Here is a 25,215-nt window from a genome sequence, read left to right on the forward strand (position 1 = left end):
GATCTTTGGCACTGACATGGGGCGTTTGCGAGCTGTCGAACAGAAAATTGACCATGCCGATCGCATGGGTGATCCCACAGGCCCAGGTCTTGGCCTGTCCCTTTTCCAGGGGTGAAGGACGCTTACGGCAGAGGGCAGCCGTCGCTTGACGAATCAGTTGGACGTACTCGTCATTGAGATGCTGCCGCGCAAATTCGTCGGTCAGTTCCACAATGCTATTAAACTTCGCTTCCATTGCCTTGGGGGCAGTTTCGGATTTTTTGGATTTAGCCATGCTCGTGAGAGTTTAGGGAGCCCGGTCGGGGAACAGGTGAGGATAAGACTATGCAATCATTGTCGAGAGAATTTAGCAAATCCGCTCAATAGCTAAAACTAAGTTTGCGGCTACACCCAGACTGGGTAACTCTGCTGGGGCTCACTATTACAAAATATCCGCCGCCACACTACCCAGCTTGGCCATCAAGACCACGATATAAGTTTGAGATCGCAAACCTCAAGTCAATGCTTTCAAGCAAAACATCATCACCAGCACCATAGATAACCGTTTCCCAGCTACCCGCCGATATGCGCCGACGACATTCCACTTGCTGAGTCTCCTGGAAAATCAAAACATATTCTTCTAGGGAGTCAAGCTGTTGATAATCCTCAAATTTATCACCCAAATCAAACGCTTTGGTACCAGGTGAACGCACTTCAACAACCAACTTAGGATATCGCTTAATGTAACGGTCAGTTTTATCTCTTGGATCACAGGTAACAAACGCATCGGGATAATAATAAAAATCATCCTGGTAGTTGACTTTCACATTACCAGAGTGAAATCGACAATTAGACGAGTCACCAAACTGATTGTCAATTAACTTGAGGAGATTGAATGCGATCCGATCGTGGTTATCCGTACCACCCGCCATTGCATACACCAATCCACGTCGATATTCATGACGGACTGGGCTATCCCGTTCAATGTCGAGATAGTCCTTAGGACTGATGTAGTGGGGGACAGCAATCATTGAATGATCCGATGGTTTAACCTTATTGGTCTATTTTAGCGAACTGGCCAGTTTGCGATCGCGTTATATAAACCGGGTAAGTGCAGAACTTAACGCATGGCACCTACGACCCTGCCAACCCATCGAACGTTTGTTTTGCAATTGGTTTGACGTAGTTTTTGTATGCGCGGTCTTGGATTCATGTGCCTGCACAGACGAATAAGGGGATTAGGGGGTGCGAATAAGGGGATTAGGGGGTGCGATCGCATGTTTACTTGGCTTGAGGGGTGCGATCGAGTGTTTACTTGGCTTGAGGGGTGCGATCGAGTGTTTACTTGGCTTAAGGGGTGCGATCGCATGTTTACTTGGCTTAAGGGGTGCGATCGCATGTTTACTTGACTTGAGGGGTGCGATCGCATATTTCCTAACCTATCAGGGGTAGCTTTGGGTAGTCACCTCACCAATAAATTCGCTTAAGGAAGAAAATTCCAGATAGCATAACCACAACCCAACAAGCAGCTCTGCACCTCCAGCACCTTAAAATTGCAGCCCTATAGCCATAGCCAGCAACCCTCTACCCCGTCGATCAATGCAGTCACAGCCATTGAACCTACCCCTTTCAGAAACGTTAAATATCTCAGCCCTATCCAGGCTTTTTGTAGACACCACGAACTCCTACAAATACCTGTTCTTCCTATCGTTGCTAGATATCCTATGCAGACGTCATTTTGACACCCAGGCCCCCATCAGTTTTCAAGAGCTAATTATCGAGATGCTGGCCAATGCCTGGTATCCCCACACATTTTTCAAACTATCCTTTGGTACCCAAGACAAAATCGCCAAAAAGCTAGACTCTCTGGACCTGGTGGTCACAGACAAAATCTTTCAGTTTCAGGACCCAGACAAAAAACTGCTCAGACAAACCATTGCCAATCAAAACCTCAAAGACGCCATCTCCCAACTGCGCCGATACGTTCCCTTTCGTTTGATTATCCCCTTCCTGGAAACAGAATTAGATGGCATCAGTCGCGGCAAAGGCAATCAAATCGATATGGCCATTCCCACCATTGCAGAACGATGTTTTGAGAGCTGTAAACCTCTTTATAAGTTTGACTCAGCCCAGCATAAAGATTGCCATGGGATTATTGTTCATCCCGATTGGGCCAGCTACCTGGAACAACACTACAAAGTAATCCGTGGGTGGGCAGCCTGGGAATGGCTGATTTACATGCAACGTCGTAATCCTTGTACGCCAGCAATTTCCAGCAAGCTATTTATGCCAGTCAAGCGCGATTCGCTGAATAAGCAAACGGCTTACTGGCGAACGGTGCTCAAGTCTCAGTCGCTATATTGCATTTATTCTGATCGCCCGATTGATACCAGTAAGTTCTCATTAGACCACTACCTACCCTGGTCGTTTGTGGCCCATGATCAGGGATGGAACTTGATTCCCACATTGCCAGAAGTAAATTCTTCAAAATCGAATAATCTACCTGCCGATCAGTATTTTAGAAAATTTGTGGAGCTACAGCATATTGGATTAACGGTTACCCATCAGACGCTCTCTGATGGGAAATGGACTCGTCAAATAGAGCCATATATTAATGATTTGGGTATTGGCTGTGAGAGCTATCTGCTGGATGTAGACAAGCTGCATAATGCCTATGAGAAAGTGATGATGCCACTGATCACGCTAGCGTCTAGCCAGGGGTTTGCAAAAAATTGGCTCTATTCAAGTTAGGAATTTTATGTGGGTAGGACGTCACCTCCTGGGGACTAATAAGATTAACCGGCAACCTTAGGCCGTACCTAACGGCCTAAATCTTGAGATCGCACCCACTCCCTTCATCTATCCACACTCGGCCCCTCCCCTCCACCCAAACTTGCCTACGCAGCATTGCTTAAAAAACACTAATTATTTCAATTTCTTTTGATTTTAAAGCTGACTATAAGGAACTGCTCGGGATACCTATTTAATAGACGAGCTAAACCAAATTACGGATCATAGCGCTGAATGGGCGAAGCAACTGACACCTTACAAGCACAATTCGCACCACTGCCGTTTGCGGATGCAGCTGCCAAGGTGCTGGAGTTGAGCAGTTGTCCTCTCCACTATCGAGACATCACTGAGCAGGCATTGACCCAAAACCTGATTCAGACAGATGGCAAAACCCCAGAAGCGTCACTTAATGCAGTCATCTCAGTAGATATCAAGCAAAAAGGTTCTCAGAGCCGGTTTGTCCGGGTGCGGCCTGGTGTCTTTGGCTTACAGATCTGGGGGCTGGAACCTTTGGCTGTGGTTTCACCGGGGACTGCGGACGAGGAAAATCGTCGGGTACGGATTCCCCATTTTCCATTCTATGATGAGCTGCGGCTGGTACTGCCTATCTGGAATGGACGGCCCAGGTCGCAAATTACAGGACTGCGGGCCACCATTGCCAAGCTGCGGGGTAGTCCGCAGGAGCCGGGAGATTGGACCAGGCCGGATGAATGGATTCCTGAGCGTTTGCAAGGGGATGATCGCAACTTAGCAGAGGCCATTTGGCAGAAGACCAAAGGTAGGGTGAACCCGCGTCATGTTTATGGTCATTGGTTGCTGGCCTGTGCCTATCGGTTGCTGGTTGAAGATAGCAGCGGCTACATGGTGCTGACTGAGCGGGGTCAGGATTTCGTAGATAATCCTTTTGGGGATGCGGTTTCCCTGGTGGATGAGCAGGAGGGGGTGCTGAAAATTCTGACCATTGCAGCGGAGAAAGGCACCGGACGACGGGCTGATTTTATTCCTGACTGGTCGGATTATCTAAAGCGCTACTCCCGCTATGGCACAGATAGCACCATCAAGGACACCCTGGGGCGCAGGCTACAGAGCCTTTTAGAGCGGGGGTTGCTGGCTAAAACGGGCACGACCTATGGCATTACGGATGAGGGCTTAGCCTATCTTAGGCAAACGGGCGGGGCAGAAGATGCGGATACCTCGGGTGAGCTACAGGAAATTTTGCAGCTGATTAAGCAGCAGAAGGCATCGGTGCGGGCTAGTATGCAGGAGTTGCTGGCAACGATGGACCCGATTGCCTTTGAGCATTTGATCAAGCAGCTGCTGGAAGCGATGAACTATCAGAATGTGACGGTGACGGCACCCTCGAATGATAAGGGGGTGGATGTAGTGGCTGACATTGAGCTGGGGATTACGTCGGTGCGGGAGGTGGTGCAGGCGAAGCGCCAGAAGAGCAATGTGCAGCGGACGGTACTGGATGCGTTGCGGGGATCGCTCTATCGGTTTCAGGCGGTGCGAGGCACGATTATTACGACGGCAAATTTTTCTAAAGGGGCGATGCAGGTGGCGTTTGAGCCGGGGGCTCCGCCGATTACGTTGATTAATGGCGATAAGCTGATTGATTTGCTGATTGAGTACGGAATTGGGGTGAGAACCCGCTCAGTGGAGGTATTGGAGTTAGATGCGGATGCTTTTGCCCAAATGGAAGATAGTGTAGATTAAAACTTCAAAACACCATATAGATCACAGCCTAACGTTCCATTCCCTGCGATTTCACCGTCCCTGTTGATATCTGCAACGACTGAATCGACTGCACCTGAGCCACCGTGCCCTTAGCATACTGATCCAACGACCCCGCATCCATCCCTTTCACCCCCTGCTGAAACTGAGCATACGGCCCCTGATACAACAAATGAGTCACCGCCTCAGCCGACTCCCCAGCCCTCAGCGCCGTCGCCATCACCTGTTGGTCCAACTGAATCGCCGCCAGGTCAATACTCACAGACTCCCGATACAAATCAGCATAGCTCTGAATTTTCCCAGTCACCGCATTTGCATATTCCGTATACCGCTGCTTCTGAGCCGTATCCACCTGAGTCTTAACATAGTACAGTAGCTTAGGCAGAGCCGCCTTCTTCTCCTCTGGCGATTGCCCCCTCGTCTCACACTGCACATAGGGTCCCTGGGCAACAAACTGAATCACCTGCCGGGGAGAATGCCCCGCCTGTAACGCCACCTGAGCAACCGTGCGGTCCAGCTGTTGAGCTGTCTGTTAATCCTAGTGTTTCCAGATGATTACGCGACTGCCAGGACGGCAAAGTCTAAAGACTTGTCCAAGGTTGCAGGCCTTGGCTAATTTTGCGGGAATTGATGTGGACCTGCTGACGTATCAGGGCAATTATGGACCTAGCAAGGTACAAGAGCGAGACCTGACTTTTCCTGCTAAGTTCTACAACCGCCAAATATCAAGGATCTAAAATCAGCTTTGCTCTCAATAAGGTTGAATTATTGAGAATAGATCACGAACTTATAGGGGTTCCAGGTAGCGAAAATCAGGTAGGTTTTTAGCGCCAAAAGATAACGGGAAAAGTCAGGAGCGAGACCTGTCTTCTGATGATTTAATTGCTCATTGGAGAGAGCAAATTCCAAATCGAAACTGGCAGTGGGTTTATGGGATGATGGCTTCCTATGGTATTCGTCCCCATGAGATTTTCTTTTGCGAGTTTACAGATGAAGGCTTACAGGTTCTTAAGGGAAAAACGGCTCCCCGTCTTGTTTATCAGGCCTTTTATCCAGAATGACAGGCCTTTTATCCAGAATGAGTGGAGCGGTGGCACCTGACTACGATGTGCAGGCCCAACGTAAATGCCGAATACTCATAGCAGTATCAGCATAGGGCGCATTGTAGACCTTGAAAATTGACCTGTCTGAGTAAAGCGATCAGCATGAATTCTAAATCCCTTGCCCTGGAGGGATATTGGCCAGATTTTCTATTCATAATTACCTGGCTAACAGGTCCCTTGACTCAGACGAAAGAGGAGCGTTCTCAGCAAGGCAAACGGATGATTGGGTTAGGGGCTACTGCGCTGTGGGAGCTGTGGCAACGCATGGCCGCCGCTAAACAGTCTTCAACCGAACGACTGGGTCGAAAGCGCCAAGCGGGTGGTGGTCGCAAAAAGGATGCCGAAGTCAGGCTCTTGGCCACTTTTGGTGATGTGTTAGCTGGAACACCAAATATTGCGTGAGTCCAAATCGCTGTCATGCCGAGTTTCACCAAAAGTGGCCAAGAGCCCGAAGTCAGGTGAATACACACGCCCTTGCGCTCTCAACTACAATAAAAGAAAGAAAGTCTACTGAAATCCTTCGCCGTGGTATCCACTCGTCCACCGGTTATACCTATCCTCGAAAATGGCGATCACCTAAGCCGTGATGAATTTGAACGGCGGTATGCTGCCATGTCCCAGCTTAAAAAGGCGGAGTTAATTGAAGGAGTTGTCTACGTGCCTGCTGCTCTGCGATACCGAAAACATGGCAAACCCCACAGTGACATCATGACCTGGCTCGGGGTGTATGCGGCACTGACTCCCGGTCTCGAAGCTGCTGATAATCCTACTGTACGTCTGGATCTTGATAATGAACCACAGCCCGATGCCCTTCTAAGAATTAAGACCGCTTACGGCGGCCAATCGTCCATTAGTGAAGACGACTATGTTGAAGGTGCCCCAGAGTTAATTGTCGAAATTGCCAGCAGCAGTGCGGCCTATGATCTCCATGAGAAAAAGACTGTCTATAGACGCAATGGGGTACGGGAGTACATTATTTGGCAGGTGATTGATCAACGGCTAAGCTGGTTTCAGTTAGAGGCTGGAGAGTATATATTGCTATCACCCGATGCTCAAGGCATTAGTCACAGTCGTTTGTTTCCAGGTTTAGATTTGTCGGTGACTGCATTATTAGCAGGCGATGTTGCTACGGTCCTGACGGTGGTGCAACAGGGAATTGCTAGTGCTGACCATATTGCCTATAGGGATTGGCTTCAGAGTCAGTGCGGATAAATGTGGCTCTGTTGCAAAAAGTTAACGAGGAGAGAATCTCCCTATCGACACCCCCCTGATTATACGGCTACTCCGAAGATTTCGTTTCAGCACCTTGGGATTGGCATCGGCTGCTTGATTGGCATCGGCAACGTTCTCGAGGATAGTCCCACAACTCGAAAAACTCGAACCAATACCTCCTAACCCTTCATCAGGACTTTGATTGAGGACTGGTTAGGACATTCGAATGTCCTAATTTTGGAATTTGGAATTGCTGTTATCCCAGTTTCTCCCTGTTGATGAAAAATAAAGTGGCTGTTGCACCGGGTATATAATCAACCGGGTGAGGCGATCCCACTTGTTTTTTTATGATCGATCCAGGGATTGCGATTTCCTACGCCCAACTCCACCCCTATCCCCCGATATCTGCAACGACTGAATCGACTGCACCTGAGCCACAGTCCCCTTAGCATACTGATCCAACGACCCCGCATCCATCCCCTTCACCCCCTGCTGAAACTGAGCATAGGGACCCTGATACAACAAATGAGTCACCGCCTCTGCCGACTCCCCAGCCCTCAGCGCCGCCGCCACCACCTGCTGGTCCAACTGAATCGCCGCCAGGTCACTACTCACAGACTCCCGATACAAATCAGCGTAGCTCTGAATTTTACCAGTCACCGCATTCGCATATTCCGTATACCGCTGCTTCTGAGCCGTATCTACCTGCGTTTTAGCATAGTACAGTAGCTTAGGCAGCGCCGCCTTCTTCTCCTCTGGCGATTGCCCCCTCGTCTCACACTGCACATAGGGTCCCTGAGCCACAAACTGAATCACCTGCCGGGGAGAATGCCCCGCCTGTAACGCCACCTGAGCAACCGTGCGGTCCAGCTGTTGAGCCGTTTGTTGATCCTCAGGATCCTCACTCGCATAAGCCTGAAATAACGTCTGATAATCCTCAAAATTCACTCTTAAAGCCGCCTTCGCTAGAACTAAATACTGCTCTCTCGCCTGCTTTCCCTTTTCCGTATCAGGTTCACGAGGCACCAATGGAGCCTCTTCTGAAGTCGTTTCTTTGTCACTTTTAGGAGACTTTGCCATGATCACTCCCTACAACACATCCGAAAAGTCGTTGAGTAGATCATCTTGAGCCAACAGAGAAATCTCTCCTGTCGGTACCGCCATCGGGCTAATTGCTGAAAATTCAGGCTGGTCAGATTCGCTCGACGGAGCCTCAATCCCAAACGTTTCCCGCAAATGCTGAATTTGCTCTTCCATCCGAATAATAGACTGACGGGCCAGGTCCTTTAACTCTGTCTCCGAATGCTTACCCGTATCCTGATAAGCAAAGGGAAGCCAGAAAGCACGAGCCGCAGTAGCCGCCTTTTCTTTACCCTTGTAAGTACGATGAATCAGCCAGCTGTAGGTGATGCCGTTGGGGGAGCTGCGGTCTGGCTCAAAAATAAAGCGCACCCTTGACTTGGTGGACTTATCCGGATCGTCATTGCTAGGTTTGCGAGGCATAGCTCATCCCTTAACTAACCAAACAGACTGAAGTAGCACCCTACAAAGGATAGCGGTTCAATCAAAGCCATGCTGACAAAATGTAAATTAATTTACATATAAACCCAAAACTTGAGATATACAGCGGACACGATGCTGAGCAATAGGGCATAAAGTCATCGTCAACAAGCCTATAGTTGATTCGACCTCAAGGCTTGTTGCCTCAACACATCCGTAATCGTCCACCCGTCTTTATCGCTGAGACTAGTCTGACGGAATAGTGGGCGATATACGGCATCATTTCAACCCGCTCACCTACGCCTTCAGCGTGGAAGTTCAACGAAATTTATGTCAATTTATGAGCTATCATTTAGATCAAAATTAGATCAGTTATATTTAGTTCGTTTGAAAGCCTTTCCTAGAGAGAGTTTTGAAGCTTGAGCGCCTGCCTTACAAGCATGCGCTTGAGATTAGTGCTGCCTCTCAATCAAATTTAAGTCACAGGCTCGATGCTGACAGTTTTTTTCACGGGCATAAAGATAGAGCTATTAGATAACAAGCATTTATAGTCTGACGAAACCTTGCCTAGACTAGGTTTCAGTGATTTTTCTTTTTCTTGCTCTTTTTTTCCTTGTTTTTGGATGAGCCAAATCCAGTTTTTGACTTAGAAAGTTTAGGCTGTCCAGCAGATGCAAGGTCACCCTTCCCAAATTGTGTCAGACGTGTAGGTTGTGCTGGTCTGGTCGGCAAAGCAATCGAGGCTCTAGCTTGACGCAGTTGCTGAATACTCTGGGCAACACGCTGAATAGATTCTATCCATTCCGGTACTTCATGCTGGAGTTCTTCAGGGATGAAATCTGATTCTGTGGCCAGCCCTAACTCTATTTGAACCTTGGCCCAGGTGCCACAAATCGTTTCATCCATGGGGCCTTCTCTATAGGCTTTCTCGATTACAGGAGCCGATTCTGTGGCTTTCAGTTCAAGTAAATTAGCAACTAAGCAGCCGTTCAAAGGCGCTGGCTGTTGACTATGGCAAGCAATGGCGTCTGACAAATGCTGAACACATTCGTCTCGATAGTCAGGATGGGCTTTTGCAATTTCTTCTAGCCCTTTAGCAGCTGATGTTTTGGACCATTTGCCAGGTTCCTGAATGGTCAGATAGGCCGCTAATGGAGTAATACACGTTGGCCCGATCATGGCAAAGACTTCGGGCAGTTCTTCCAGAAACCACTCATTGGCCTCATCACCTAGCAGCTTAATCAGTGGTTCAATGGCAGAGTTTGCCTTCAGTTGGCCAAGAGCACGATAGGCGTGGATGTAAGCATAGAGTTCTACTTCATCTTCATCTAGCTCTTGATCAGAAGCAAGGCGAATTAGTTCAGGGATATGGTCTGCTGTCAGTCCCAATTCATCGACATAGTTGATCCATTGGTCTGGATAGGTGATGCCAGGTCTACCGTAAGCGAGGAGTTGATCAATAGGGGGCTGGTAATCTTTGGCAGGCATGGTTTTGACTGAAGGAATAGACTCTATACTTGCCTAGGGCAAGCGTCTAATGACTGCAAAATGTCCATTACCAGGGCAACCTTAATCACACTGCTTCTGGCTCGACCTCTAACGTATCGTTTTTCATCTGCCTTTGTCGCAGGAACTCGGCAAAATCTCGTACTTCTGCTAGTAAATCTTCTGGCAAGTAATGGAGGAGTTCGATCACCTGAGCCTGGATGAGTTCCCTTTCTAACTGAATATCGGATCTTTCTAAAGTCAGCACATGGGCGTTATCACCAGCAGCATCCACAAACTCGACTTCGAAGCCTTGCCCATCACTGTAGCAATGCACAACTGCACCACGGCTACCCTTAACCAGTCCATGCGCTTGAATATCATGGGTGAGAGTGACAACATCGAGTTCCTTGATCATGAGCCTGTAATCCTTATCCTTTAGCCATCTTTATAGTGAGTTACCCCACACACGGACCTTTTGGGTAATCATGTTCAGAATTTAGAAAAGGTATGTGTATACGTTGAGCATACTCTTGGCGTAGTGGAATGTGCAGGAAAATTGAATGGTTGTGCCTGCTGCGATCTCAACCATTCTGATGGGCAGTGGATGCGATCTCAATAAAGCCCCAAACCTGCGCTGCAACCTGAGAGACGCAATGCCTGCTTCAGGAAACGTCTGAAAAGCCACAAATTTATGTCTGTATTTCAGGATCATGTGCTTGAAAACCTGACTGAACTGAGCATAAAATCTAGTTCACATCTAGTTCACGTTTTTTGCCGATCTCTGAAACCTATGGACGGTACTGGGCTCGAACCAGTGACATCCTGCTTGTAAGGCAGGCGCTCTACCAACTGAGCTAACCGTCCGCGAACTGTGCATTTGCACTGGAGTAGATATTAACAGATGGTTGCGGCCTAAGGCGATCTTTTTTTAAAGAAAATGAGCGCTGCTGAGCCGAACGATGATTTCATCCGCAAGATGCCGGTATAGGGTCCTTCTGACAGACTGGTTCATCCCCTAAATCAGTCGCGATGAAAATGTAGTAATTCATTTGTATTATTAAACCTGGGCAATAGGGATCTACCTGACGCCTGACCTTTGGACCGATGGCAACATTTGGAGGTCCCAAAGGTTCCCTGTCATGTCATTGAGGTGTCCATGCCATCTGGAAAAAGTCATGACCGAATTACGCTGTGGCTATTGCCTGGGGTACTGACCGGTGCTTTTATGCTGACCATTGATGTGCCGCTAACGATCATTGTCAGTATTAGCTTTTTAATCGGGGGTTTCATGATGGGGCCTGACCTGGATATTCAATCGATCCAGTATCGTCGGTGGGGTCCGGTGCGCTGGATTTGGTCTCCCTATCAGATGATGGTCAAGCATCGTTCTCCCTGGTCCCATGGTCCTGTCATCGGCACATTGGTGCGGGTGGTTTATTTGGGGATTTGGATTGGTTTGTTTATGGTACTTGGAGTGTTGGCCGTTAATCATTTTTGGCAAGCCCAGCTGTCATGGTCCATGCTAGAAACTACTTTGATGAGCTTGTTTGCTCGCTATGGGAAGCAGTGGCTAGCCTTGTTAGCGGGGTTAGAACTGGGTGCTCTGAGCCATTACACCAGTGACTGGTTGGCTTCGATGATTAAAAAGAAAAAGCGTAAGCGACGGCATCAGAAAAAATAGGCCACCCCAAGCAGACGCGTTTTTACAGGAAATATTTGCCCTATTTGCCCAGGTCGTATCTGTGGAAAAATTTGTCACACTATCCATCGCTAAAACCCATGAGTGAAAATCTGCAATCTAAGACGTTAGAGGCGCTACAGCACCTGATTGAGGTGGTGGCCCAGTTACGGAACCCGGATGGAGGCTGTCCATGGGATTTGGCCCAGACGCCGGAGAGCCTGACCCCCTATGTGCTGGAGGAGGCCTATGAGGTGGTGGATGCGATTCAGCAGGGGGACCGGAAGCATATTGCTGAGGAGCTGGGGGATCTGTTGCTGCAGGTGGTACTGCAGTCGCAGATTTTTAGTGAGACGGATGGGTTTGATTTGGGTGATGTGGCCCAGGGCATTGCGGATAAGCTGATCCGCCGGCATCCCCATGTGTTTGGGGATGGCTCGGCGGCGACACCGGAGGATGTGCGGGTGAGCTGGGAGGCGATTAAGGCCGAGGAGAAGGGCCAGCAGGAGCCTACGCTGACTGCGAAGCTGGCCCGCTATGGTCGGTCATTGCCTCCCATGGTGGCGACGATGAAAATTTCTAAAAAAGCGGCTAAGGCTGGGTTTGAGTGGGAAACCCTGGAGGGGGTGTGGGAAAAGGTGGAGGAGGAGCTGGGAGAGTTTCGCCATGCCCTGGCCCATGAAAGTGCGGCAAACCAGGCGGCGGAGTTTGGGGATGTGCTGTTTAGTTTGATGCAGGTGGCTCGCTGGTGTGATATTGACCCGGTGGCTGCGCTCCAGGGGACAAATCGTCGCTTTGTGCAGCGGTTTGGGTTGCTGGAACAGGCGGCGGATAAGCCGATTGAGGAGCATAGCATAGAGGAGCTAGAGGCTTTGTGGCAGCGGGCGAAGCTGGCAATTGCTCAGGGCAGAGTGGCTGCAGGCAGAGTGGCTGCAGAGTGACGCGTAGAACGTGAAAGGTCAATGGTTTGCGCAGGTCCCGAAAGCTTTATTCTGGATACACTAGATTATTGACGAATACCCACGGAACCCATGTCTGTATCTTCGGTTGCTGCTGTTGAGAATCCTTTGGTTGCGATCGCAACCAGCACTCGTCAAGCCGCCCGCACCCTGGCCAGCCTCTCCACCGAGCAAAAGAATGAGGCCATTGAGGCCATTGCCCAGGCGTTGACAGCGGCGGCCCCTGATATTGTTGCGGCCAATGCTCTAGACCTGCAAGCAGCCGTGGAGGATAACCTGGCCAAGCCCCTCTACGAACGGCTAAAGCTGGATGCGATGAAGCTGCAGGGGGCGATTAAGGGGGTGCGGGATGTGGCGCAGCTGCCGGACCCGGCGGGGGCGGTGCAGATTCACCGTGAGTTAGACGATGGCCTGGTACTGAAGCGCATTGCCTGCCCCCTGGGGGTGCTGGGCATTATCTTTGAATCTCGACCCGACGCGGTGATGCAGATTTCTACCCTGGCGGTGAAGTCGGGCAATGGTGTCATTCTTAAGGGGGGTCGGGAAGCTGTGCGGTCTTGCCAAGCCCTGGTTAAGGCCATTCGCCAGGGTTTGACCAATGCCGGGGTGGACCCCAATGCGGTGCAGCTGCTCACCACGCGGGAAGAAACACGGGCCATGCTGGCCTTAGACAACTATGTGGATCTGATCATCCCCCGAGGCTCCAATGCCTTTGTGCGGTTTGTCCAGGAGAATACCCGGATTCCGGTATTGGGTCATGCGGACGGTGTGTGTCACTTATATGTGGATGCGGCGGCGGACCTGGAAAAGACGGTCAACATTGCTGTTGATGCCAAGGTGGGCTATCCATCCGCCTGTAATGCCATTGAAACCCTGCTAGTGCATCGGGACATCGCCCCTAGGGCTTTGCCGGTACTGGCCAGTGCCCTGCAACAGGCGGGGGTGAAACTACTGGGGGATGAGGCGACACGGCAGGTGCTCACGGATATTCAAGCGGCCACCGAAGATGACTGGTCTACGGAGTATAGCGATCTGATTTTGGCCATTCGGGTGGTGGATTCGGTCGATGGGGCGATTGACCATATCAATACCTATGGGTCGCGTCATACGGATGCGATCGCAACAGAAGACCAGGCCACCGCTGCTCAATTTATGGCCCAGGTGGATGCCGCTGGGGTTTACCACAACTGCTCCACCCGCTTTGCCGATGGTTTCCGCTACGGCTTTGGGGCTGAAGTGGGCATCAGCACCCAGAAAATGCCCCCTCGCGGCCCCGTTGGCTTAGAAGGATTAGTCACCTACAAGTATCAAGTAGTGGGTAACGGCCATGTTGTGGCTACCTACTCAGGAGAAAATGCAAGACCCTTTACCCATCGTGATTTGTCCTAAATGCGCTGGTTTATGCATCGGCTCTCCCCCTAGGTAGCCCATGCTGACCTCAATTCGCTAGGCCTTGTGTATCTAATACCGTCACCTCATCCAGCAGTTCTCTCATGAATTTTTCAGGATCTCTGAGATTCATTTCCGATAACGCTATCATCTCCTCAACACTATAGAGATCATCACTATCGACAACTTCTAAAATCCAAGTAGATATGGTGTCAGGGTGCTGTAGTAGCTCTTCAGCAAACTCGAGGGGACTTTTACCTGATCTTTTTCCATCTACTTTGGAGGCCAAACATAGCTGCAGTAACTTACCTAAGGTAGTGTCAGGTGTGGTACATAAGAGAAACGCCATTGTTTGACTCAAAAGCTGTTTCTTCTCCATCAGAAAATTTCCTGTACTGAATATGTTGGGGTGATTTTAAGGTACTACAGTTCACTGTGCATAAACAATAACACAACCATTCAGCTACCAATTGTATAAAACAAGCAAAATCGCCCAGAAAGCCGTCCAAATATCTGCTAAACCTCAAAATTACGGCATTGGTTGCCGTTCGCACCCAAATAATTTCATCAGTTTCCTGGAACTTCCTACGACCGCTTTTTGCAGCCTGCTGTGACCTTTATGACCGCCATGAACTCCTCCTCTCTCCCCACCTTAAACCTACAGACATTTCTGCATGGTGCAACGGACCAACGACAACAGTTTGTCCTTACCCTAGGCCAAGCCTTGGAAACGGTTGGTTTTTTTGCCCTAGAAAATCACGACATTGACTCTGACCTCATTCGGTCGGCTTATGGGGCGGCAGCCGACTTTTTTACGTTGCCGGAGGCCATTAAACAGAACTACGAACGACCCGATATTCATCGGCAACGGGGGTTTACCTGCTTTGGACAAGAACACGCCAAGGACAGTGATGCCCCAGATCTCAAGGAGTTTTGGCACGTGGGGCGAGAAGATGAATTTGCCAATCCTTGGCCCCAGGAGGTGCCGCAATTTCAGCTGGCCGGCAGAACTCTATCAGCAGTTAGAGCTGTGTGCGGCCCATTTGCTAAAGGCCTGTGCCCTCTATTTGGACCTACCGGAAACGTTCTTTGATGCTGAAGCTGCGGAAGGTAAAAGCATTCTGCGGGTGTTACATTACCCACCCCTAGGGTCGGCACTGCAACCCGTCCTGGGGTCAGCATTACGGGCTGCCCCCCACGAGGATATTAATCTGATTACCCTATTGTGCGAATCCACCGGGCCGGGCCTCGAACTGCTCCAGGCAGATGGTAGCTGGCTGGCCATTGAGTCCTTACCGGGTCAGATTATTGTGGATACGGGGGATATGCTACAGGCCCTGAGTAATGGGGTGTTTAAAAGTACCACCCATCGCGTGGTTAATCCTGATGCTGGGGGTGTTGGCGCAGCCTCCCTGGGGGAGAATCGCAGATTTTCCCTGCCGTTTTTTATGCATCCCCGTCCCGACTTTGACCTGACGCCCCTACCCAGTTGCGTAGAGCGCACGGGGGGGCAGCCCAAGTTTCCTACTCAAACGGCCCAACAATATTTGCACCAGCGGCTCCAGGAAATTGGTTTAGCCTAAAACCTGGACCATAGGGCGACCATGGCACGGCATAATGGAAAAATCAATCGAGTAGCTGGGCGTATGGTTCATCCCACTAAGCCCCATATAGCCGTTGTTTTGCAATGGCTCTAGCCGTTACTCATGTCGTACATTATGGGCGCAAAGCTATATTTTGACCTATGGATATTGCCGCCGCCTTACCCACTGCCATTGTCACCCTCCGGGAGGGGGTGGAAGCATCACTGGTAGTGGGCATTGTGCTGGCCTGCTTAAATAAAGCCGAGAAACCCCAGCTGAATCAATCGGTATTTGGCGGGGTCGTGGCGGGCTTAGCGGGCAGTGTTCTGATTGGCTCATTTTTGGGGCTAGGGCTGGAGCAATTGCAATATGCCATGCCCAATGCCCAGGGGCTGCTAAAGCCCATCCTGGGCATTCTCTTTGGCAGCGTTGCCATCATTATGCTGAGCTGGATGCTCCTGTGGATGACCCGTCAGGCCAGATCTTTAAAATCTGAAATCAATCAAACGGTTAGCAGTGCCCTGACCAGTGAGGCGGCTGGTCTGAGTATTTTTAGCCTGGTGTGTATTGCTGTGCTTAGGGAAGGGTTTGAAACCGTTCTGTTTCTATTTACCCAACCTCAAACTTTGGCTAGCAGCCTGTTAGGGGTGGGGATGGGATTGCTCGGAGCCACCGTGATCGGCTTTGGATTATTTAGGTGGGGTATTCGGATTAACTTGGGGTTGTTTTTTCAAGTGATGGGGGTGCTGCTGCTGCTCATTATTGCTGGGCTAGTGGTGTCGTTATGCCGCAACATCGACATTGCTTTTGCGGCCCTCAGTCAGCTCAGTAGCTTGCCCCTAGACCTCTGCTTTGGCTTTGGCCAGTCCTGTGTATTGGGTCCCCTCATCTGGGATGCTAGCCAGAGTTTGCCTGACAAAAAGCTGCCAGGGGTGATTTTAAAGGTGCTGCTGGGCTATCGCGATCGCATCTACCTAGTACAGCTACTGGCCTATGCCCTGTTTTGGCTAGTCATTGGCGGTCGATATTTCCGCACCCTCAACCAACCAACACCCCCAAAGGAAAAGACTACATCGGTCTCTTCAACCGTTTAAGCAGATAGTTAGACAGATAGATTAGATAGCTAGAAAATAACTAAAGTAACAATCTTTAGTCCGTTCTTAGATAAGTATAAAACCTTGGCTTTGAGCTTTGAGTAACAAGTTTGCTGACCCAAAGCTCAAAATCAAAAAACTACGTCAATGGACTTAAGTATCAATGGGGCTACTATCAGAATCACTCTGATCCAGTAAGCGCTCAAATCTATCTTTTGACCAACGATCCGTTGCGTAGGAAATAGCACTGATTTCAGCTAATCGAATTAGCCACACCGTGCGCTGATAAGGATCATCCGGCAACTCATCATCCTCGTATCCCTCAGCCACGTCCACATCCACCACTTCTACGTAGTCGCCATCCAGATATATGGGGATACCAACTAATCTTGTTCCTGGCATACGAAACCAAACTTCGCTACCGGTGTGGAGAGCTTCTTCTAAACGTTTGTAGAGCCGTGTATGTTTTGGAACTACTCTGCAGGTGGGGGACTCTGGTTCACGTTGAATGACGGGTCGGGGGGTATTTTGCATGCTTCTCTCCTTTTGGTCAATACACAATGCCGTACACATGCCACTTGCTGGTTGAGCCGTTACTGATTTAGGGATGAACTAATCTGAAAGCATTGCATTAAGCCAAGACCTTGCAGATGAAATGATAGTTCGGAGCAGCAACGCCCTGATTTACCAATGGATGGTCAAATCTACTAAAGCAAGGGGGTTTAGAGCTGGACATCTGGCATATCTCTACCTAAGGGACACCTCCTTGTTAAAACTGGAACGATAAATCGACTGGTTGAAGCTAGTCTAACGTCTTGCCTAGGGCATTAACTCAATACCCATAGGAAACATTCCCACAAAGAATGCCCAAGTCTGCTGAAGGCAAAACCTTTCTAGGTAGTCTACATCATCCTAATCTAGACGAGTAACCGTAAAATGCAAAAGATTAACCTATATGGCTTAAGGAATTCAGCCGTATATCGCGAAAAGCTCTTTCAGCCACATCAGGGGCGGACCAAACTCAAAACAGCTAACTCTGCTTCACCCGCATCAAGGGCTGACCAAACTCAACCGGTTCAGCATTTTGGACCAAAATTTCGACAATTTCACCAGAGACCTCAGCCTCAAGCTCATTCATCAGCTTCATCGCCTCGATAATGCAGACGGTTTGTCCAGATTTAATCCGATCACCCGTATTTACAAACGGAGATTCATCGGGGGCTGGGGACCGATAGAACGTACCTACCATCGGTGAGGTAATCTCGTACAGATCGGATACGGCGGCCACCGGTGGTGCGGCGGCCATCGGTGGTGCGACGGCCATCGGTGGTGCGGCGGTTGTTGCCAATGCCTGGGGAGCCGCTGCAGACTGTAACGTAGCATCTGAAGCGAACATCACAGCTTGACCGGGAGCGGTAGCCTTGCGCAATGTGAGCTCAAAATTAGGATTTTTAAGCGTCAGCTCAGCAATATCTGTTTGATCAAGAGCTGCAACTAGCTGACGAAGCTCACTAAAATCCAAATCCACTGTCTACAACTCCAAATTAACAATTAGTGACACCTACCAACAGGGTCTGCTTAGAGCAGTCTACTCCAGTAGAGGACTGCACAAAAACCGACCGTAGGGAGCCAAAACCAACTCTTCATCTACGTTGATAAGAATCACTCTCTACCGAGGTAGGAGTCATTCCGGGTGTCGATTTTAATCCTTTCACCGATCGAGATAAATAAGGGCACCATCACCTGGGCCCCTGTTTCTACGGTGGCTGGCTTGGTTCCACCGGTGGCCGTATCGCCTTTTACCCCAGGGTCGGTCTCAGTCACTTCCAACACCACCGAGTTAGGTAAATCGACCTCTAGCACTTGCTCATTCCACTTGAGGACCGTCACCTCCATTTCCTCCTTTAAATATTTGACCTGGGGTCCGATCTCCTTTGCAGAAAGCTGGGACTCGTCATAGGTTTCCATATTCATGAATACATACTGGTCACCATCGCGATAAGTGTATTGCATCACGCTCTTTTCTACGACTGCTTGGGGAAGAGTTTCCCCAGCGCGAAATGTGCGATCAACAACGCTACCGGTTTGGACGTTCTTTAATTTAGTCCGGACGAAGGCTGCCCCTTTTCCAGGTTTTACATGGAGAAACTCCACTACTCGCCACACGGAGCCATCAATTTCAATGCTAGTACCGGTGCGAAAATCATTGCTAGAAATCATGGTGCTGGCAGGCTGTAGATTGATAGTCGATGGTTAATATTCGGCCCTTATTGTACAGCTCAGCGGTCATTTACCCGTACGGTTATGAATTAATCCCTGGTGATCACCTGGTGATCACTGACCCCATGCAGTGATTTATACAAGATATCTAGAACCGCATGGGGTCAATGTCTGAGACGCTCCACACTATGGCAAGATCGTAAAGGTTTGTCACGCCGTTGTCGTTATATTTCCAACTATGGCTCGTTTCCAATCCTGCTTTCAGACTGCCCTTGCGGGTCTTTTGAGCATCAGTTTTAGTTTTATCCTCAGCTTTGGTTGGTTTTCGGTGCCATCGGCCCAGGCAGCTGTGCTTCCCTTTGCTATGCCGGTGGCCTATCTGCCAGTGGCCTATTTACCCCCTGGGGATGCCATTACTGACCCTAGGGCACTACTGCGCTATTCCCTCCCCATCGATAGTCCAGAAATTCGTCAGATTCAGGATAATTTGGAGGGGCTGAACTATGCCCTGCGCACGAAACAGTGGGGACGGGCAAAGCGGGAAATCAATCAGTCGACAAAACTTCTGACCCGGAAGCGTCCAGCCATTTTAGAGGCGATTCCAGAGGAGCGGCGGGCCATGGCTGAGCCCCTGTTTGGGAAAATTGATGCTCAGCTAGAAGCCATGCAAACGGCGTTGTCAACCAAGGATGTGGATAGCCTGTGGAGTGGGCGACGGACGACCCTGGGCCTGATTGGCGAACTGGAGTATTTGATGGTTAAGGGGTTTCCCTATGAGGTGCCCGCAGAGTATGACCACCTGCCCCAGCTGAAGGGACGGGCCACGATTGAGTTCAAAACCAATGAAGGCCCCGTAACGGTGGTGGTGGATGGGTATAGTGCCCCAGTCACGGCGGGCAACTTTGTGGACCTGGTTAAACGGGGTTTTTATGATGGCATGACCTTTGACCGGGCTGAGGAAAATTATGTACTGCAAACGGGGGATCCCGCTGGTCCAGAAGTGGGGTTTATTGATCCGAAGACCAAGCAGTATCGGGCTATTCCTTTGGAAATTTTAGTGTCCGGTGATGACGCCCCCACCTATGGGGCCACCTTAGAAGAACTGGGGCGGTTTCTAGAAAAGCCCGTACTTCCGTTCAATTCCTTTGGGGCCCTAGCCATGGCCCGGCCAGAGTCTGATCCGGATGGGGCCTCGTCCCAATTCTTTTTCTTCCTATTTGAACCAGAATTGACCCCGGCGGGGTTAAATCTGCTGGATGGCCGCTACTCCGTATTTGGCTACACCATTGAGGGGAAAGAAGCCCTGGATAGGATGGGACATCAGGGGGGCAAAATCCTCTCTGCTAAGGTAGTTGACGGGTTGGATAATTTGGTGACACCGCAGGCGTGAGCAGTCCTGGTCCTGCGTCTGGCTCCATGTCTGGGTCTACAGCTAGGTCCACCATTGCCGAGCTAGGGGAGCATGAAGTGCTGCGACGGTTGCACCGCTTTTGTGGGGCGATGGTGGGGGACGATGGGGCGTTGCAGGCCTTGCCCCCCGGTGAGCAGTTGGTGGTGACCACCGATGTTCTGGTGGATGGGGTGCATTTTTGCGATCGCACCCTCCCCCCTCTGGACCTGGGCTGGCGCGCCGCCGCCGTCAACCTATCGGACTTGGCCGCCATGGGGGCAAAACCCCTGGGGCTAACCATTGGCCTCACCCTACCAGCCCACACCAGTTGGCCCTGGCTAGAAACGGTTTACCAGGGCCTCACCGACTGCTTAGGTCAGTATGGAGGAGCCATCCTCGGCGGCGATCTCTGTCGGGGGGATCACCGCAGTTTGGCCATTACGGCCCTGGGCTCCGTTCAGCCCCACCAGGCCCTGTATCGCCATCGGGCCCAGCCAGGACAAGTCTTAGTCACCACGGGGGTACATGGAGCCTCCCGGGCGGGCTTAGCCCTGCTGTTGGGTGAACTGGATGGCGCGCTGGATGAGACTTGGGAGCAGAGCAATCCCTCCTCCATCACCCGCCAGACCTGGATTACGGCCCATCAACGACCCATACCGCAGTTTGAGGCCATCGCCACCCTGCGTCGGCTCCACACCCAAACCGAAAATGCCCCAGCTGATGCCCCAGCTTGTATGGACACCAGCGATGGCCTTGCCGATGCCGTGATCCAAATTTGCCGCCAGAGTCAGGTGGGGGCAACCCTACTGCGCTCCCAGTTACCCATTCCCCCCGGTCTAGTCGATGCCGTTGGTACCACCACCGCCGCACAATGGACCCTTTACGGCGGGGAAGACTTTGAACTGGTGCTCAGTCTGTCTCCGGCCATGGCGGAGGCGTTTGTGCAACAGCACCCTGGCAGCCAAATCATTGGGCACACCACTAGGGCACACCAAATTCGCTTAAGGGATGATCTGACCCAAGGCCCTGACGTGGCGTTGGACCAGGGGCAGGGGTATCAACATTTTGGCGAGTAGCGGGTGGTTTCCTCGCTAGTGATTTTCTAGTAGATTTTCCAAGCCTTCATGGCATAGCCAAACTCACATTCATTCGGGTGCAAAATTTCGGCCAATATCTCCAGGGAATCCACTAATCGGGGGCCGGGGCGATTGAAATATTGGTTGCCATCGACGATAAAAATACGACAGTCTTTAACTGCTTTTAGGGATTGCCAAGACGGCTGCTGCACCAGCTGATCCACAGACTGACGTCCCTGTTCTAGGTCATAGCCACAGGGCATGATCACCAACAAATCTGGGTCGGCGGCGGTAATATCGTCCCAGCCGATCCAAGGGGAATGGCGACCCACCTGGCCAAATAGGGGATGCCCCCCCGCCATAGACACCAGCTCAGGCACCCAGTTGCCCGCCCCCATCAGGGGATCGGTCCATTCTAAACAGGCCACCGTGGGCTGGGGCAGTTTGGCCGGTACTTTTTTCAGACAGTCTTGGAGTCGGCCCTGGAGTTGGGCAATGGTTAGCTCTGCGATCGCAGCTCCATTCAGCGGATCCAGGGCCGTTGATACCTGCAGCAAATCATCCCATAGGTGGGACAGCACCTGGGGTTTGAGGGAAATCACCTCGGGTTGAGGCTGAATAATTTGAGCCACCGCCTTTTGGACATCCACCAGACTGGCGGCACACACCTCACATTGATCCTGGGTCAAAATGTGGGTAGGGCGTAGTTCCTGAAGCATGGCCACATCGACGCTATAAACGCTGAGGCCCCGATGGAGCAGCTCACTCACCCGATCATGAATTTCCTTGCTTTTGCCATTGGGGTCAAAGCTAGGGGCGGTACAAACCGGCAACTTCTGCACCTCAGGGGGAAAATCACAGGAGTGGGAGCGCCCCACCAATGAATCCCCAAACCCGAGTTGGATGACTATTTCAGTGGCGCTGGGAATTAGGGAAACGATGCGAAGCTCAGACATGCCAGCGCTTTGGGAAGAAATTACGTTTAGTAAAATACTGTCAGAAGCTACAACGATAACTGACGTGCCAGGCGGTTAATGCCCATCATCATCGGAGCTTAAGGATTTTCAGGTGAAATTCTTTGCCCTACATCATAGAGCTTCCGTACACTTCTAATGAGTAATCATTAGTAATCAGATCCTAAATCGCGGATTCTAAATCGGCCTACTAGATCTGTCTAACCGTATCCAAACTAGGTTGGGGTATGCCGTTAAGCTAGGAAATCCTGACGGGATGAGGAGTCAGGCACTAGAATTCTGACTTCTAGTTAGCGGGGACGGAACTCCACCGAGTTCACCTGGAGGATCACATCAAAGTTTTCATAGACATCGTTGCCCAAAAGGCCAATGGGAACCTCATCGCCAATGCTAATGGGCATACGGGTCCGGGCAATATTACCCACGCGAATCGAGTCGACATAGCCCACATCCACCAGGGTTTGACGACTGCTGGCGGTGGCCACGGGCACTTGCCCCACCACTTGAATGCCCAATTCGTTAGCCATGGCTCGGGTAATGTGGGTGTGGCTAGCGCCTGTGTCCAAAATCATCGGGTAACGGCTACCGTTGATCGTCACTTCCACCACTGGGGTACCCCCACGCCGCTCAACTATTGGGATAGATGCATTTGAGATGGATGTATTCCTAGGGGTAGGGGCCTTGGGTGGATTGGATGTAGCAGTAGCGGGTGCTGCGCCAGTCTTGACAAACGGTTTCGACAAGGGAACCTCAGCGGTCGGTCGCTGGAGCTGGGCCAACTGTTTTTGGGCTTGGGCTAAGTTACGGCCATAGTCCTTGAGCTTGGTTTGGGCCGTGGCATAGTGCTCATGGTCCACTGGCACCTGCTTGAGTTTTTCCATCGCCTGCTCCCAACGCCCCACAATTAAATCCCAATCATCCGGCGAGGTGGCCTGTTGACCTAAGGTAACGGCACTGGCGGCTAGGTTAAGGGCGTCTTGATAGGCGGTTTTTGAGGCATCTGGAGTGGCGTCTGCCGGGGTGGTGGGTGCCACCCCAGGGGTATTACTGACCTTAGAGTCTGGTATCCCAGCCTCGGTCGCCGCCGCGATCTTTGGGGGGGCAGAGTCCAGGGGCGCGGCCTCCCCCACATTTTCCGTTTGGACTGGAACGGATTGACAGGCGGCTAGGGTTCCTAGGCACAGAATTTGAATAAGTCTGATTTGTTTTTTCCTAAGCATTGTTCAAATGTGCCCCATGGCCTCTAGGATAGTACCGGTCCCCATAGTTTTTTCTATGGGCATAGCCCCTACATACGTCCCTCTGTTGTAACCCATGTCTATTTTTTCCACTAACTCCCAGCCCGCGTTGCTGGTGTTGGCTGACGGCTCAGTGTTCCGGGGCTGGTCCTTTGGAGCCACCGGTACCGTCGTGGGTGAAATTGTCTTTAACACTGGGATGACGGGGTATCAAGAGGTCTTGACCGATCCGAGCTATCGCGGGCAGATTGTTACCTTCACCTATCCTGAACTGGGCAATACGGGGGTGAACGAGGCGGATGAGGAATCGGCCGCGCCCCAGGTGAACGGTGCGATCGCAAAAAATATCTGTGAGCGGCCCAGTAACTGGCGTTCCACCTCCTCCCTGCCCGACTATCTCCAACAGCACAATATTCCTGGCATCTACGGCATTGACACCCGCCAATTAACCCGCAAACTCCGGACAGTAGGGGCCATGAACGGAGCGATTTCCAGCACAATTTTAGACCCGGACCAGCTGCTCCAGCAGCTAGAACAACTGCCCAACATGGAAGGGCTAAATCTGGTCAAGGACGTCAGTACCCCCACTCCCTATGAATGGACAGAGCCAACCGATGCAAATTGGGAGTTTGCCCCAGGCACCCAACCCTCCCCGGCGACCACACCTCACCTCACCGTGGTCGCCATTGACTTTGGCATCAAACGCAACATCCTACGCCGGTTGGCCAGCTATGGCTGTCGCGTCGTCGTCGTTCCCATCGATAGCAGCCCAGAGGACATTCTCAGCTACAAGCCCGATGGCATTTTCCTGTCTAACGGCCCTGGGGACCCAGCCGCCGTTGAGTCAGCCCCAGCGTTAGTCAAAGCGCTCCTAGAAAGTGGACTCCCCACCTTTGGCATTTGCATGGGCCATCAAATCCTTGGGTTATCTTTTGGCGCTCAAACATTCAAACTCAAATTTGGCCATCGGGGTCTGAACCAACCCTGCGGCCTCACTGAGCAGGTGGAAATTACCAGTCAAAACCATGGCTTTGCCATTGATGTTGACACCATTCCCACGGCGGATGTCGAAGTCACCCATTTCAACCTCAACGATCACACCGTGGCGGGGCTGCAACATAAAAAACTACCAGTATTCTCGGTGCAGTACCATCCAGAGGCAAGTCCTGGCCCCCATGATGCCGATTACCTATTTGAAAAATTTATCACTCTCATGCGTGATCACCGCAATACTGGGGTGGGGTAATCTATGGTTCTATTACAGGAAAAACAGGAGAAAACCGTGGCTGAGAAACCACAAATACGCTACAAATAGCCCTAGATTAGCCCTAGATCAATGCATTTAAGTTTCGCTTATTTTTCTTGCAGGCAGAAGCATCCTGACCTAGAATTAAACGTCTAATTTTGCCGTATCTATGACCTTGAGGAGGTTATTATCGCTGAGTCACTGACCCTAACCGTAAGTTTAAGAGGCACCCGAGATGTTAGGGGGAAATGCCAAATATTTCGCCTCACTGGCCTCCTGGATGCATTTTCAGAACCTACATTTCGTAAGGTTTTGAATCGGTACATTGAGGAAGGTCCCACCCACATTATTCTCGATCTATCGGCGATTGACTTTGTCGATAGCTCTGGTCTTGGTGCGTTGGTTCAACTGGTGAAAAAAGCCAAGGGCGAAAGCGGCAGTTTGCAAGTGGTAACCAATGCCCGCGTTACCCAGACGGTCAAACTTGTCCGTCTAGAAAAATTTCTTTCCCTACAGCCGACCGTGGATGCTGCCCTTGAAAGCCTAAAGGATTCTTGATTGC

General features: G+C 50.8%; 28 protein-coding genes and 1 tRNA gene. 15 read left to right on the forward strand and 14 right to left on the reverse strand.

Annotation, left to right across the window (positions count from 1 at the left end):
• Positions 1 to 274, reverse strand: a 274-nt coding sequence (locus VB741_RS06295) for a DUF6398 domain-containing protein (RefSeq protein WP_323364302.1), incomplete at its 3' end; no start/stop codon positions are given.
• A gap of 169 nt (positions 275 to 443) precedes the next feature.
• Positions 444 to 1,010 carry a Uma2 family endonuclease gene (locus VB741_RS06300; protein WP_323364303.1) on the reverse strand — a complete coding sequence of 189 codons (567 nt, stop codon included), beginning with the start codon at positions 1,008 to 1,010 and terminating at the stop codon, positions 444 to 446.
• A 246-nt stretch (positions 1,011 to 1,256) separates the two neighbouring features.
• Between VB741_RS06300 and VB741_RS06305 the strand changes: the two genes are divergently transcribed.
• From VB741_RS06305 to VB741_RS06315, 3 genes are all read left to right on the forward strand, one after another.
• A complete protein-coding gene (locus VB741_RS06305; RefSeq protein ID WP_323364304.1) occupies positions 1,257 to 1,388 on the forward strand; it encodes a hypothetical protein in 132 nt (43 codons plus the stop codon).
• A gap of 190 nt (positions 1,389 to 1,578) precedes the next feature.
• A complete protein-coding gene (locus VB741_RS06310) occupies positions 1,579 to 2,730 on the forward strand; it encodes an HNH endonuclease domain-containing protein (RefSeq protein WP_323364305.1) in 1,152 nt (383 codons plus the stop codon).
• A gap of 273 nt (positions 2,731 to 3,003) precedes the next feature.
• A complete protein-coding gene (locus VB741_RS06315; RefSeq protein ID WP_323364306.1) occupies positions 3,004 to 4,485 on the forward strand; it encodes a restriction endonuclease in 1,482 nt (493 codons plus the stop codon).
• A gap of 28 nt (positions 4,486 to 4,513) precedes the next feature.
• Here VB741_RS06315 and VB741_RS06320 read toward each other — a convergent pair whose 3' ends face one another.
• Positions 4,514 to 4,999: a hypothetical protein gene (locus VB741_RS06320; RefSeq protein ID WP_323364307.1), complete on the reverse strand. Its 486-nt coding sequence runs from the start codon at positions 4,997 to 4,999 to the stop codon at positions 4,514 to 4,516.
• A gap of 709 nt (positions 5,000 to 5,708) precedes the next feature.
• Here VB741_RS06320 and VB741_RS06325 point away from each other — a divergent pair.
• Complete coding sequence (locus VB741_RS06325) at positions 5,709 to 6,008, forward strand: hypothetical protein (protein ID WP_323364308.1); 300 nt, start codon at positions 5,709 to 5,711, stop codon at positions 6,006 to 6,008.
• Positions 6,009 to 6,131: 123 nt separating this feature from the next.
• Positions 6,132 to 6,818 carry a Uma2 family endonuclease gene (locus VB741_RS06330; RefSeq protein WP_323364309.1) on the forward strand — a complete coding sequence of 229 codons (687 nt, stop codon included), beginning with the start codon at positions 6,132 to 6,134 and terminating at the stop codon, positions 6,816 to 6,818.
• A gap of 345 nt (positions 6,819 to 7,163) precedes the next feature.
• Here the strand turns inward: VB741_RS06330 and VB741_RS06335 are convergent, their stop codons facing one another.
• From VB741_RS06335 to VB741_RS06355, 5 genes are all read right to left on the reverse strand, one after another.
• Positions 7,164 to 7,898 (reverse strand): hypothetical protein, encoded by a 735-nt coding sequence (locus tag VB741_RS06335; protein ID WP_323364310.1) that lies wholly within the window; start codon positions 7,896 to 7,898, stop codon positions 7,164 to 7,166.
• Between the two features lie 9 nt (positions 7,899 to 7,907).
• Entirely contained in the window at positions 7,908 to 8,321 is a 414-nt protein-coding gene (locus VB741_RS06340) for a hypothetical protein (protein WP_323364311.1), read from the reverse strand.
• A gap of 576 nt (positions 8,322 to 8,897) precedes the next feature.
• On the reverse strand, positions 8,898 to 9,707 hold the full coding sequence (locus VB741_RS06345) for a hypothetical protein (RefSeq protein ID WP_323364312.1): 810 nt from the start codon (positions 9,705 to 9,707) through the stop codon (positions 8,898 to 8,900).
• 184 nt (positions 9,708 to 9,891) lie between these two features.
• Complete coding sequence (locus tag VB741_RS06350) at positions 9,892 to 10,221, reverse strand: DUF4926 domain-containing protein (RefSeq protein WP_323364313.1); 330 nt, start codon at positions 10,219 to 10,221, stop codon at positions 9,892 to 9,894.
• 376 nt (positions 10,222 to 10,597) lie between these two features.
• Positions 10,598 to 10,670: transfer RNA gene (locus VB741_RS06355), tRNA-Val, on the reverse strand.
• A 292-nt stretch (positions 10,671 to 10,962) separates the two neighbouring features.
• On the opposite strand from VB741_RS06355, the gene VB741_RS06360 reads away from it, so the two are divergent.
• From VB741_RS06360 to VB741_RS06370, 3 genes are all read left to right on the forward strand, one after another.
• Positions 10,963 to 11,487, forward strand: a complete 525-nt coding sequence (locus VB741_RS06360) for a metal-binding protein (protein WP_323364314.1) — start codon at positions 10,963 to 10,965, stop codon at positions 11,485 to 11,487.
• Positions 11,488 to 11,585: 98 nt separating this feature from the next.
• On the forward strand, positions 11,586 to 12,425 hold the full coding sequence (mazG, locus tag VB741_RS06365; RefSeq protein ID WP_323364315.1) for a nucleoside triphosphate pyrophosphohydrolase: 840 nt from the start codon (positions 11,586 to 11,588) through the stop codon (positions 12,423 to 12,425).
• Positions 12,426 to 12,515: 90 nt separating this feature from the next.
• Positions 12,516 to 13,832, forward strand: coding sequence for a glutamate-5-semialdehyde dehydrogenase (locus VB741_RS06370; RefSeq protein ID WP_323364316.1), 1,317 nt, complete (start codon positions 12,516 to 12,518; stop codon positions 13,830 to 13,832).
• Between the two features lie 49 nt (positions 13,833 to 13,881).
• Here VB741_RS06370 and VB741_RS06375 read toward each other — a convergent pair whose 3' ends face one another.
• Entirely contained in the window at positions 13,882 to 14,211 is a 330-nt protein-coding gene (locus tag VB741_RS06375; RefSeq protein WP_323364317.1) for a hypothetical protein, read from the reverse strand.
• A 249-nt stretch (positions 14,212 to 14,460) separates the two neighbouring features.
• On the opposite strand from VB741_RS06375, the gene VB741_RS06380 reads away from it, so the two are divergent.
• The 3 genes from VB741_RS06380 (at position 14,461) to VB741_RS06390 (ending at position 16,509) form a co-directional block, all read left to right on the forward strand.
• The gene (locus VB741_RS06380) at positions 14,461 to 14,925 is read left to right on the forward strand and encodes a 2-oxoglutarate and iron-dependent oxygenase domain-containing protein (protein ID WP_323364318.1); all 465 of its coding nucleotides are present in this window, start codon (positions 14,461 to 14,463) and stop codon (positions 14,923 to 14,925) included.
• A complete protein-coding gene (locus VB741_RS06385) occupies positions 14,876 to 15,415 on the forward strand; it encodes a 2OG-Fe(II) oxygenase family protein (RefSeq protein WP_323364319.1) in 540 nt (179 codons plus the stop codon). Before VB741_RS06380 ends, VB741_RS06385 begins: the two co-directional genes overlap by 50 nt.
• A gap of 161 nt (positions 15,416 to 15,576) precedes the next feature.
• A complete protein-coding gene (locus VB741_RS06390) occupies positions 15,577 to 16,509 on the forward strand; it encodes an FTR1 family iron permease (RefSeq protein ID WP_323364320.1) in 933 nt (310 codons plus the stop codon).
• 153 nt (positions 16,510 to 16,662) lie between these two features.
• Here VB741_RS06390 and VB741_RS06395 read toward each other — a convergent pair whose 3' ends face one another.
• From VB741_RS06395 to efp, 3 genes are all read right to left on the reverse strand, one after another.
• Positions 16,663 to 17,043: a hypothetical protein gene (locus VB741_RS06395; protein ID WP_323364321.1), complete on the reverse strand. Its 381-nt coding sequence runs from the start codon at positions 17,041 to 17,043 to the stop codon at positions 16,663 to 16,665.
• A gap of 496 nt (positions 17,044 to 17,539) precedes the next feature.
• Positions 17,540 to 18,037: an acetyl-CoA carboxylase biotin carboxyl carrier protein gene (accB, locus tag VB741_RS06400; RefSeq protein WP_323364322.1), complete on the reverse strand. Its 498-nt coding sequence runs from the start codon at positions 18,035 to 18,037 to the stop codon at positions 17,540 to 17,542.
• 134 nt (positions 18,038 to 18,171) lie between these two features.
• Positions 18,172 to 18,729, reverse strand: a complete 558-nt coding sequence (gene efp, locus VB741_RS06405; RefSeq protein ID WP_323364323.1) for an elongation factor P — start codon at positions 18,727 to 18,729, stop codon at positions 18,172 to 18,174.
• A gap of 238 nt (positions 18,730 to 18,967) precedes the next feature.
• Here efp and VB741_RS06410 point away from each other — a divergent pair, with 238 nt between their 5' ends.
• Together VB741_RS06410 and thiL are read left to right on the forward strand one after the other, a co-directional pair.
• Entirely contained in the window at positions 18,968 to 20,119 is a 1,152-nt protein-coding gene (locus tag VB741_RS06410; RefSeq protein ID WP_323364324.1) for a peptidylprolyl isomerase, read from the forward strand.
• A 26-nt stretch (positions 20,120 to 20,145) separates the two neighbouring features.
• Positions 20,146 to 21,195, forward strand: coding sequence for a thiamine-phosphate kinase (gene thiL / locus VB741_RS06415; RefSeq protein WP_323364325.1), 1,050 nt, complete (start codon positions 20,146 to 20,148; stop codon positions 21,193 to 21,195).
• A 26-nt stretch (positions 21,196 to 21,221) separates the two neighbouring features.
• Here thiL and VB741_RS06420 read toward each other — a convergent pair whose 3' ends face one another.
• Complete coding sequence (locus VB741_RS06420) at positions 21,222 to 22,151, reverse strand: cobalamin-binding protein (RefSeq protein ID WP_323364326.1); 930 nt, start codon at positions 22,149 to 22,151, stop codon at positions 21,222 to 21,224.
• 308 nt (positions 22,152 to 22,459) lie between these two features.
• Positions 22,460 to 23,389 (reverse strand): retropepsin-like aspartic protease family protein, encoded by a 930-nt coding sequence (locus VB741_RS06425; protein WP_323364327.1) that lies wholly within the window; start codon positions 23,387 to 23,389, stop codon positions 22,460 to 22,462.
• Positions 23,390 to 23,483: 94 nt separating this feature from the next.
• On the opposite strand from VB741_RS06425, the gene carA reads away from it, so the two are divergent.
• A complete protein-coding gene (gene carA, locus VB741_RS06430; protein ID WP_323364328.1) occupies positions 23,484 to 24,653 on the forward strand; it encodes a glutamine-hydrolyzing carbamoyl-phosphate synthase small subunit in 1,170 nt (389 codons plus the stop codon).
• A gap of 165 nt (positions 24,654 to 24,818) precedes the next feature.
• A complete protein-coding gene (locus VB741_RS06435; protein ID WP_442786307.1) occupies positions 24,819 to 25,211 on the forward strand; it encodes an STAS domain-containing protein in 393 nt (130 codons plus the stop codon).
• Positions 25,212 to 25,215: the final 4 nt, after the last annotated feature.

The sequence above is a fragment of the Leptothoe sp. PORK10 BA2 genome, from assembly GCF_034932105.1.
In the GTDB taxonomy this organism is placed as follows: Bacteria; Cyanobacteriota; Cyanobacteriia; order Phormidesmidales; family Phormidesmidaceae; genus Leptothoe.

Bases quoted from the DNA above. Each gene is read 5' to 3' on its own strand.
- VB741_RS06300 (WP_323364303.1), bottom strand. From the start codon at position 1,010: ATGATTGCTGTCCCCCACTACATCAGTCCTAAGGACTATCTCGACATT.
- VB741_RS06305 (WP_323364304.1), top strand. From the start codon at position 1,257: ATGTTTACTTGGCTTGAGGGGTGCGATCGAGTGTTTACTTGGCTTGAG.
- VB741_RS06310 (WP_323364305.1), top strand. From the start codon at position 1,579: ATGCAGTCACAGCCATTGAACCTACCCCTTTCAGAAACGTTAAATATC.
- VB741_RS06315 (WP_323364306.1), top strand. From the start codon at position 3,004: ATGGGCGAAGCAACTGACACCTTACAAGCACAATTCGCACCACTGCCG.
- VB741_RS06325 (WP_323364308.1), top strand. From the start codon at position 5,709: ATGAATTCTAAATCCCTTGCCCTGGAGGGATATTGGCCAGATTTTCTA.
- VB741_RS06335 (WP_323364310.1), bottom strand. From the start codon at position 7,898: ATGGCAAAGTCTCCTAAAAGTGACAAAGAAACGACTTCAGAAGAGGCT.
- VB741_RS06340 (WP_323364311.1), bottom strand. From the start codon at position 8,321: ATGCCTCGCAAACCTAGCAATGACGATCCGGATAAGTCCACCAAGTCA.
- VB741_RS06350 (WP_323364313.1), bottom strand. From the start codon at position 10,221: ATGATCAAGGAACTCGATGTTGTCACTCTCACCCATGATATTCAAGCG.
- VB741_RS06360 (WP_323364314.1), top strand. From the start codon at position 10,963: ATGCCATCTGGAAAAAGTCATGACCGAATTACGCTGTGGCTATTGCCT.
- mazG (WP_323364315.1), top strand. From the start codon at position 11,586: ATGAGTGAAAATCTGCAATCTAAGACGTTAGAGGCGCTACAGCACCTG.
- VB741_RS06370 (WP_323364316.1), top strand. From the start codon at position 12,516: ATGTCTGTATCTTCGGTTGCTGCTGTTGAGAATCCTTTGGTTGCGATC.
- VB741_RS06375 (WP_323364317.1), bottom strand. From the start codon at position 14,211: ATGGAGAAGAAACAGCTTTTGAGTCAAACAATGGCGTTTCTCTTATGT.
- VB741_RS06380 (WP_323364318.1), top strand. From the start codon at position 14,461: ATGAACTCCTCCTCTCTCCCCACCTTAAACCTACAGACATTTCTGCAT.
- VB741_RS06390 (WP_323364320.1), top strand. From the start codon at position 15,577: ATGGATATTGCCGCCGCCTTACCCACTGCCATTGTCACCCTCCGGGAG.
- VB741_RS06395 (WP_323364321.1), bottom strand. From the start codon at position 17,043: ATGCAAAATACCCCCCGACCCGTCATTCAACGTGAACCAGAGTCCCCC.
- efp (WP_323364323.1), bottom strand. From the start codon at position 18,729: ATGATTTCTAGCAATGATTTTCGCACCGGTACTAGCATTGAAATTGAT.
- VB741_RS06410 (WP_323364324.1), top strand. From the start codon at position 18,968: ATGGCTCGTTTCCAATCCTGCTTTCAGACTGCCCTTGCGGGTCTTTTG.
- thiL (WP_323364325.1), top strand. From the start codon at position 20,146: ATGTCTGGGTCTACAGCTAGGTCCACCATTGCCGAGCTAGGGGAGCAT.
- VB741_RS06420 (WP_323364326.1), bottom strand. From the start codon at position 22,151: ATGTCTGAGCTTCGCATCGTTTCCCTAATTCCCAGCGCCACTGAAATA.
- VB741_RS06425 (WP_323364327.1), bottom strand. From the start codon at position 23,389: ATGCTTAGGAAAAAACAAATCAGACTTATTCAAATTCTGTGCCTAGGA.
- carA (WP_323364328.1), top strand. From the start codon at position 23,484: ATGTCTATTTTTTCCACTAACTCCCAGCCCGCGTTGCTGGTGTTGGCT.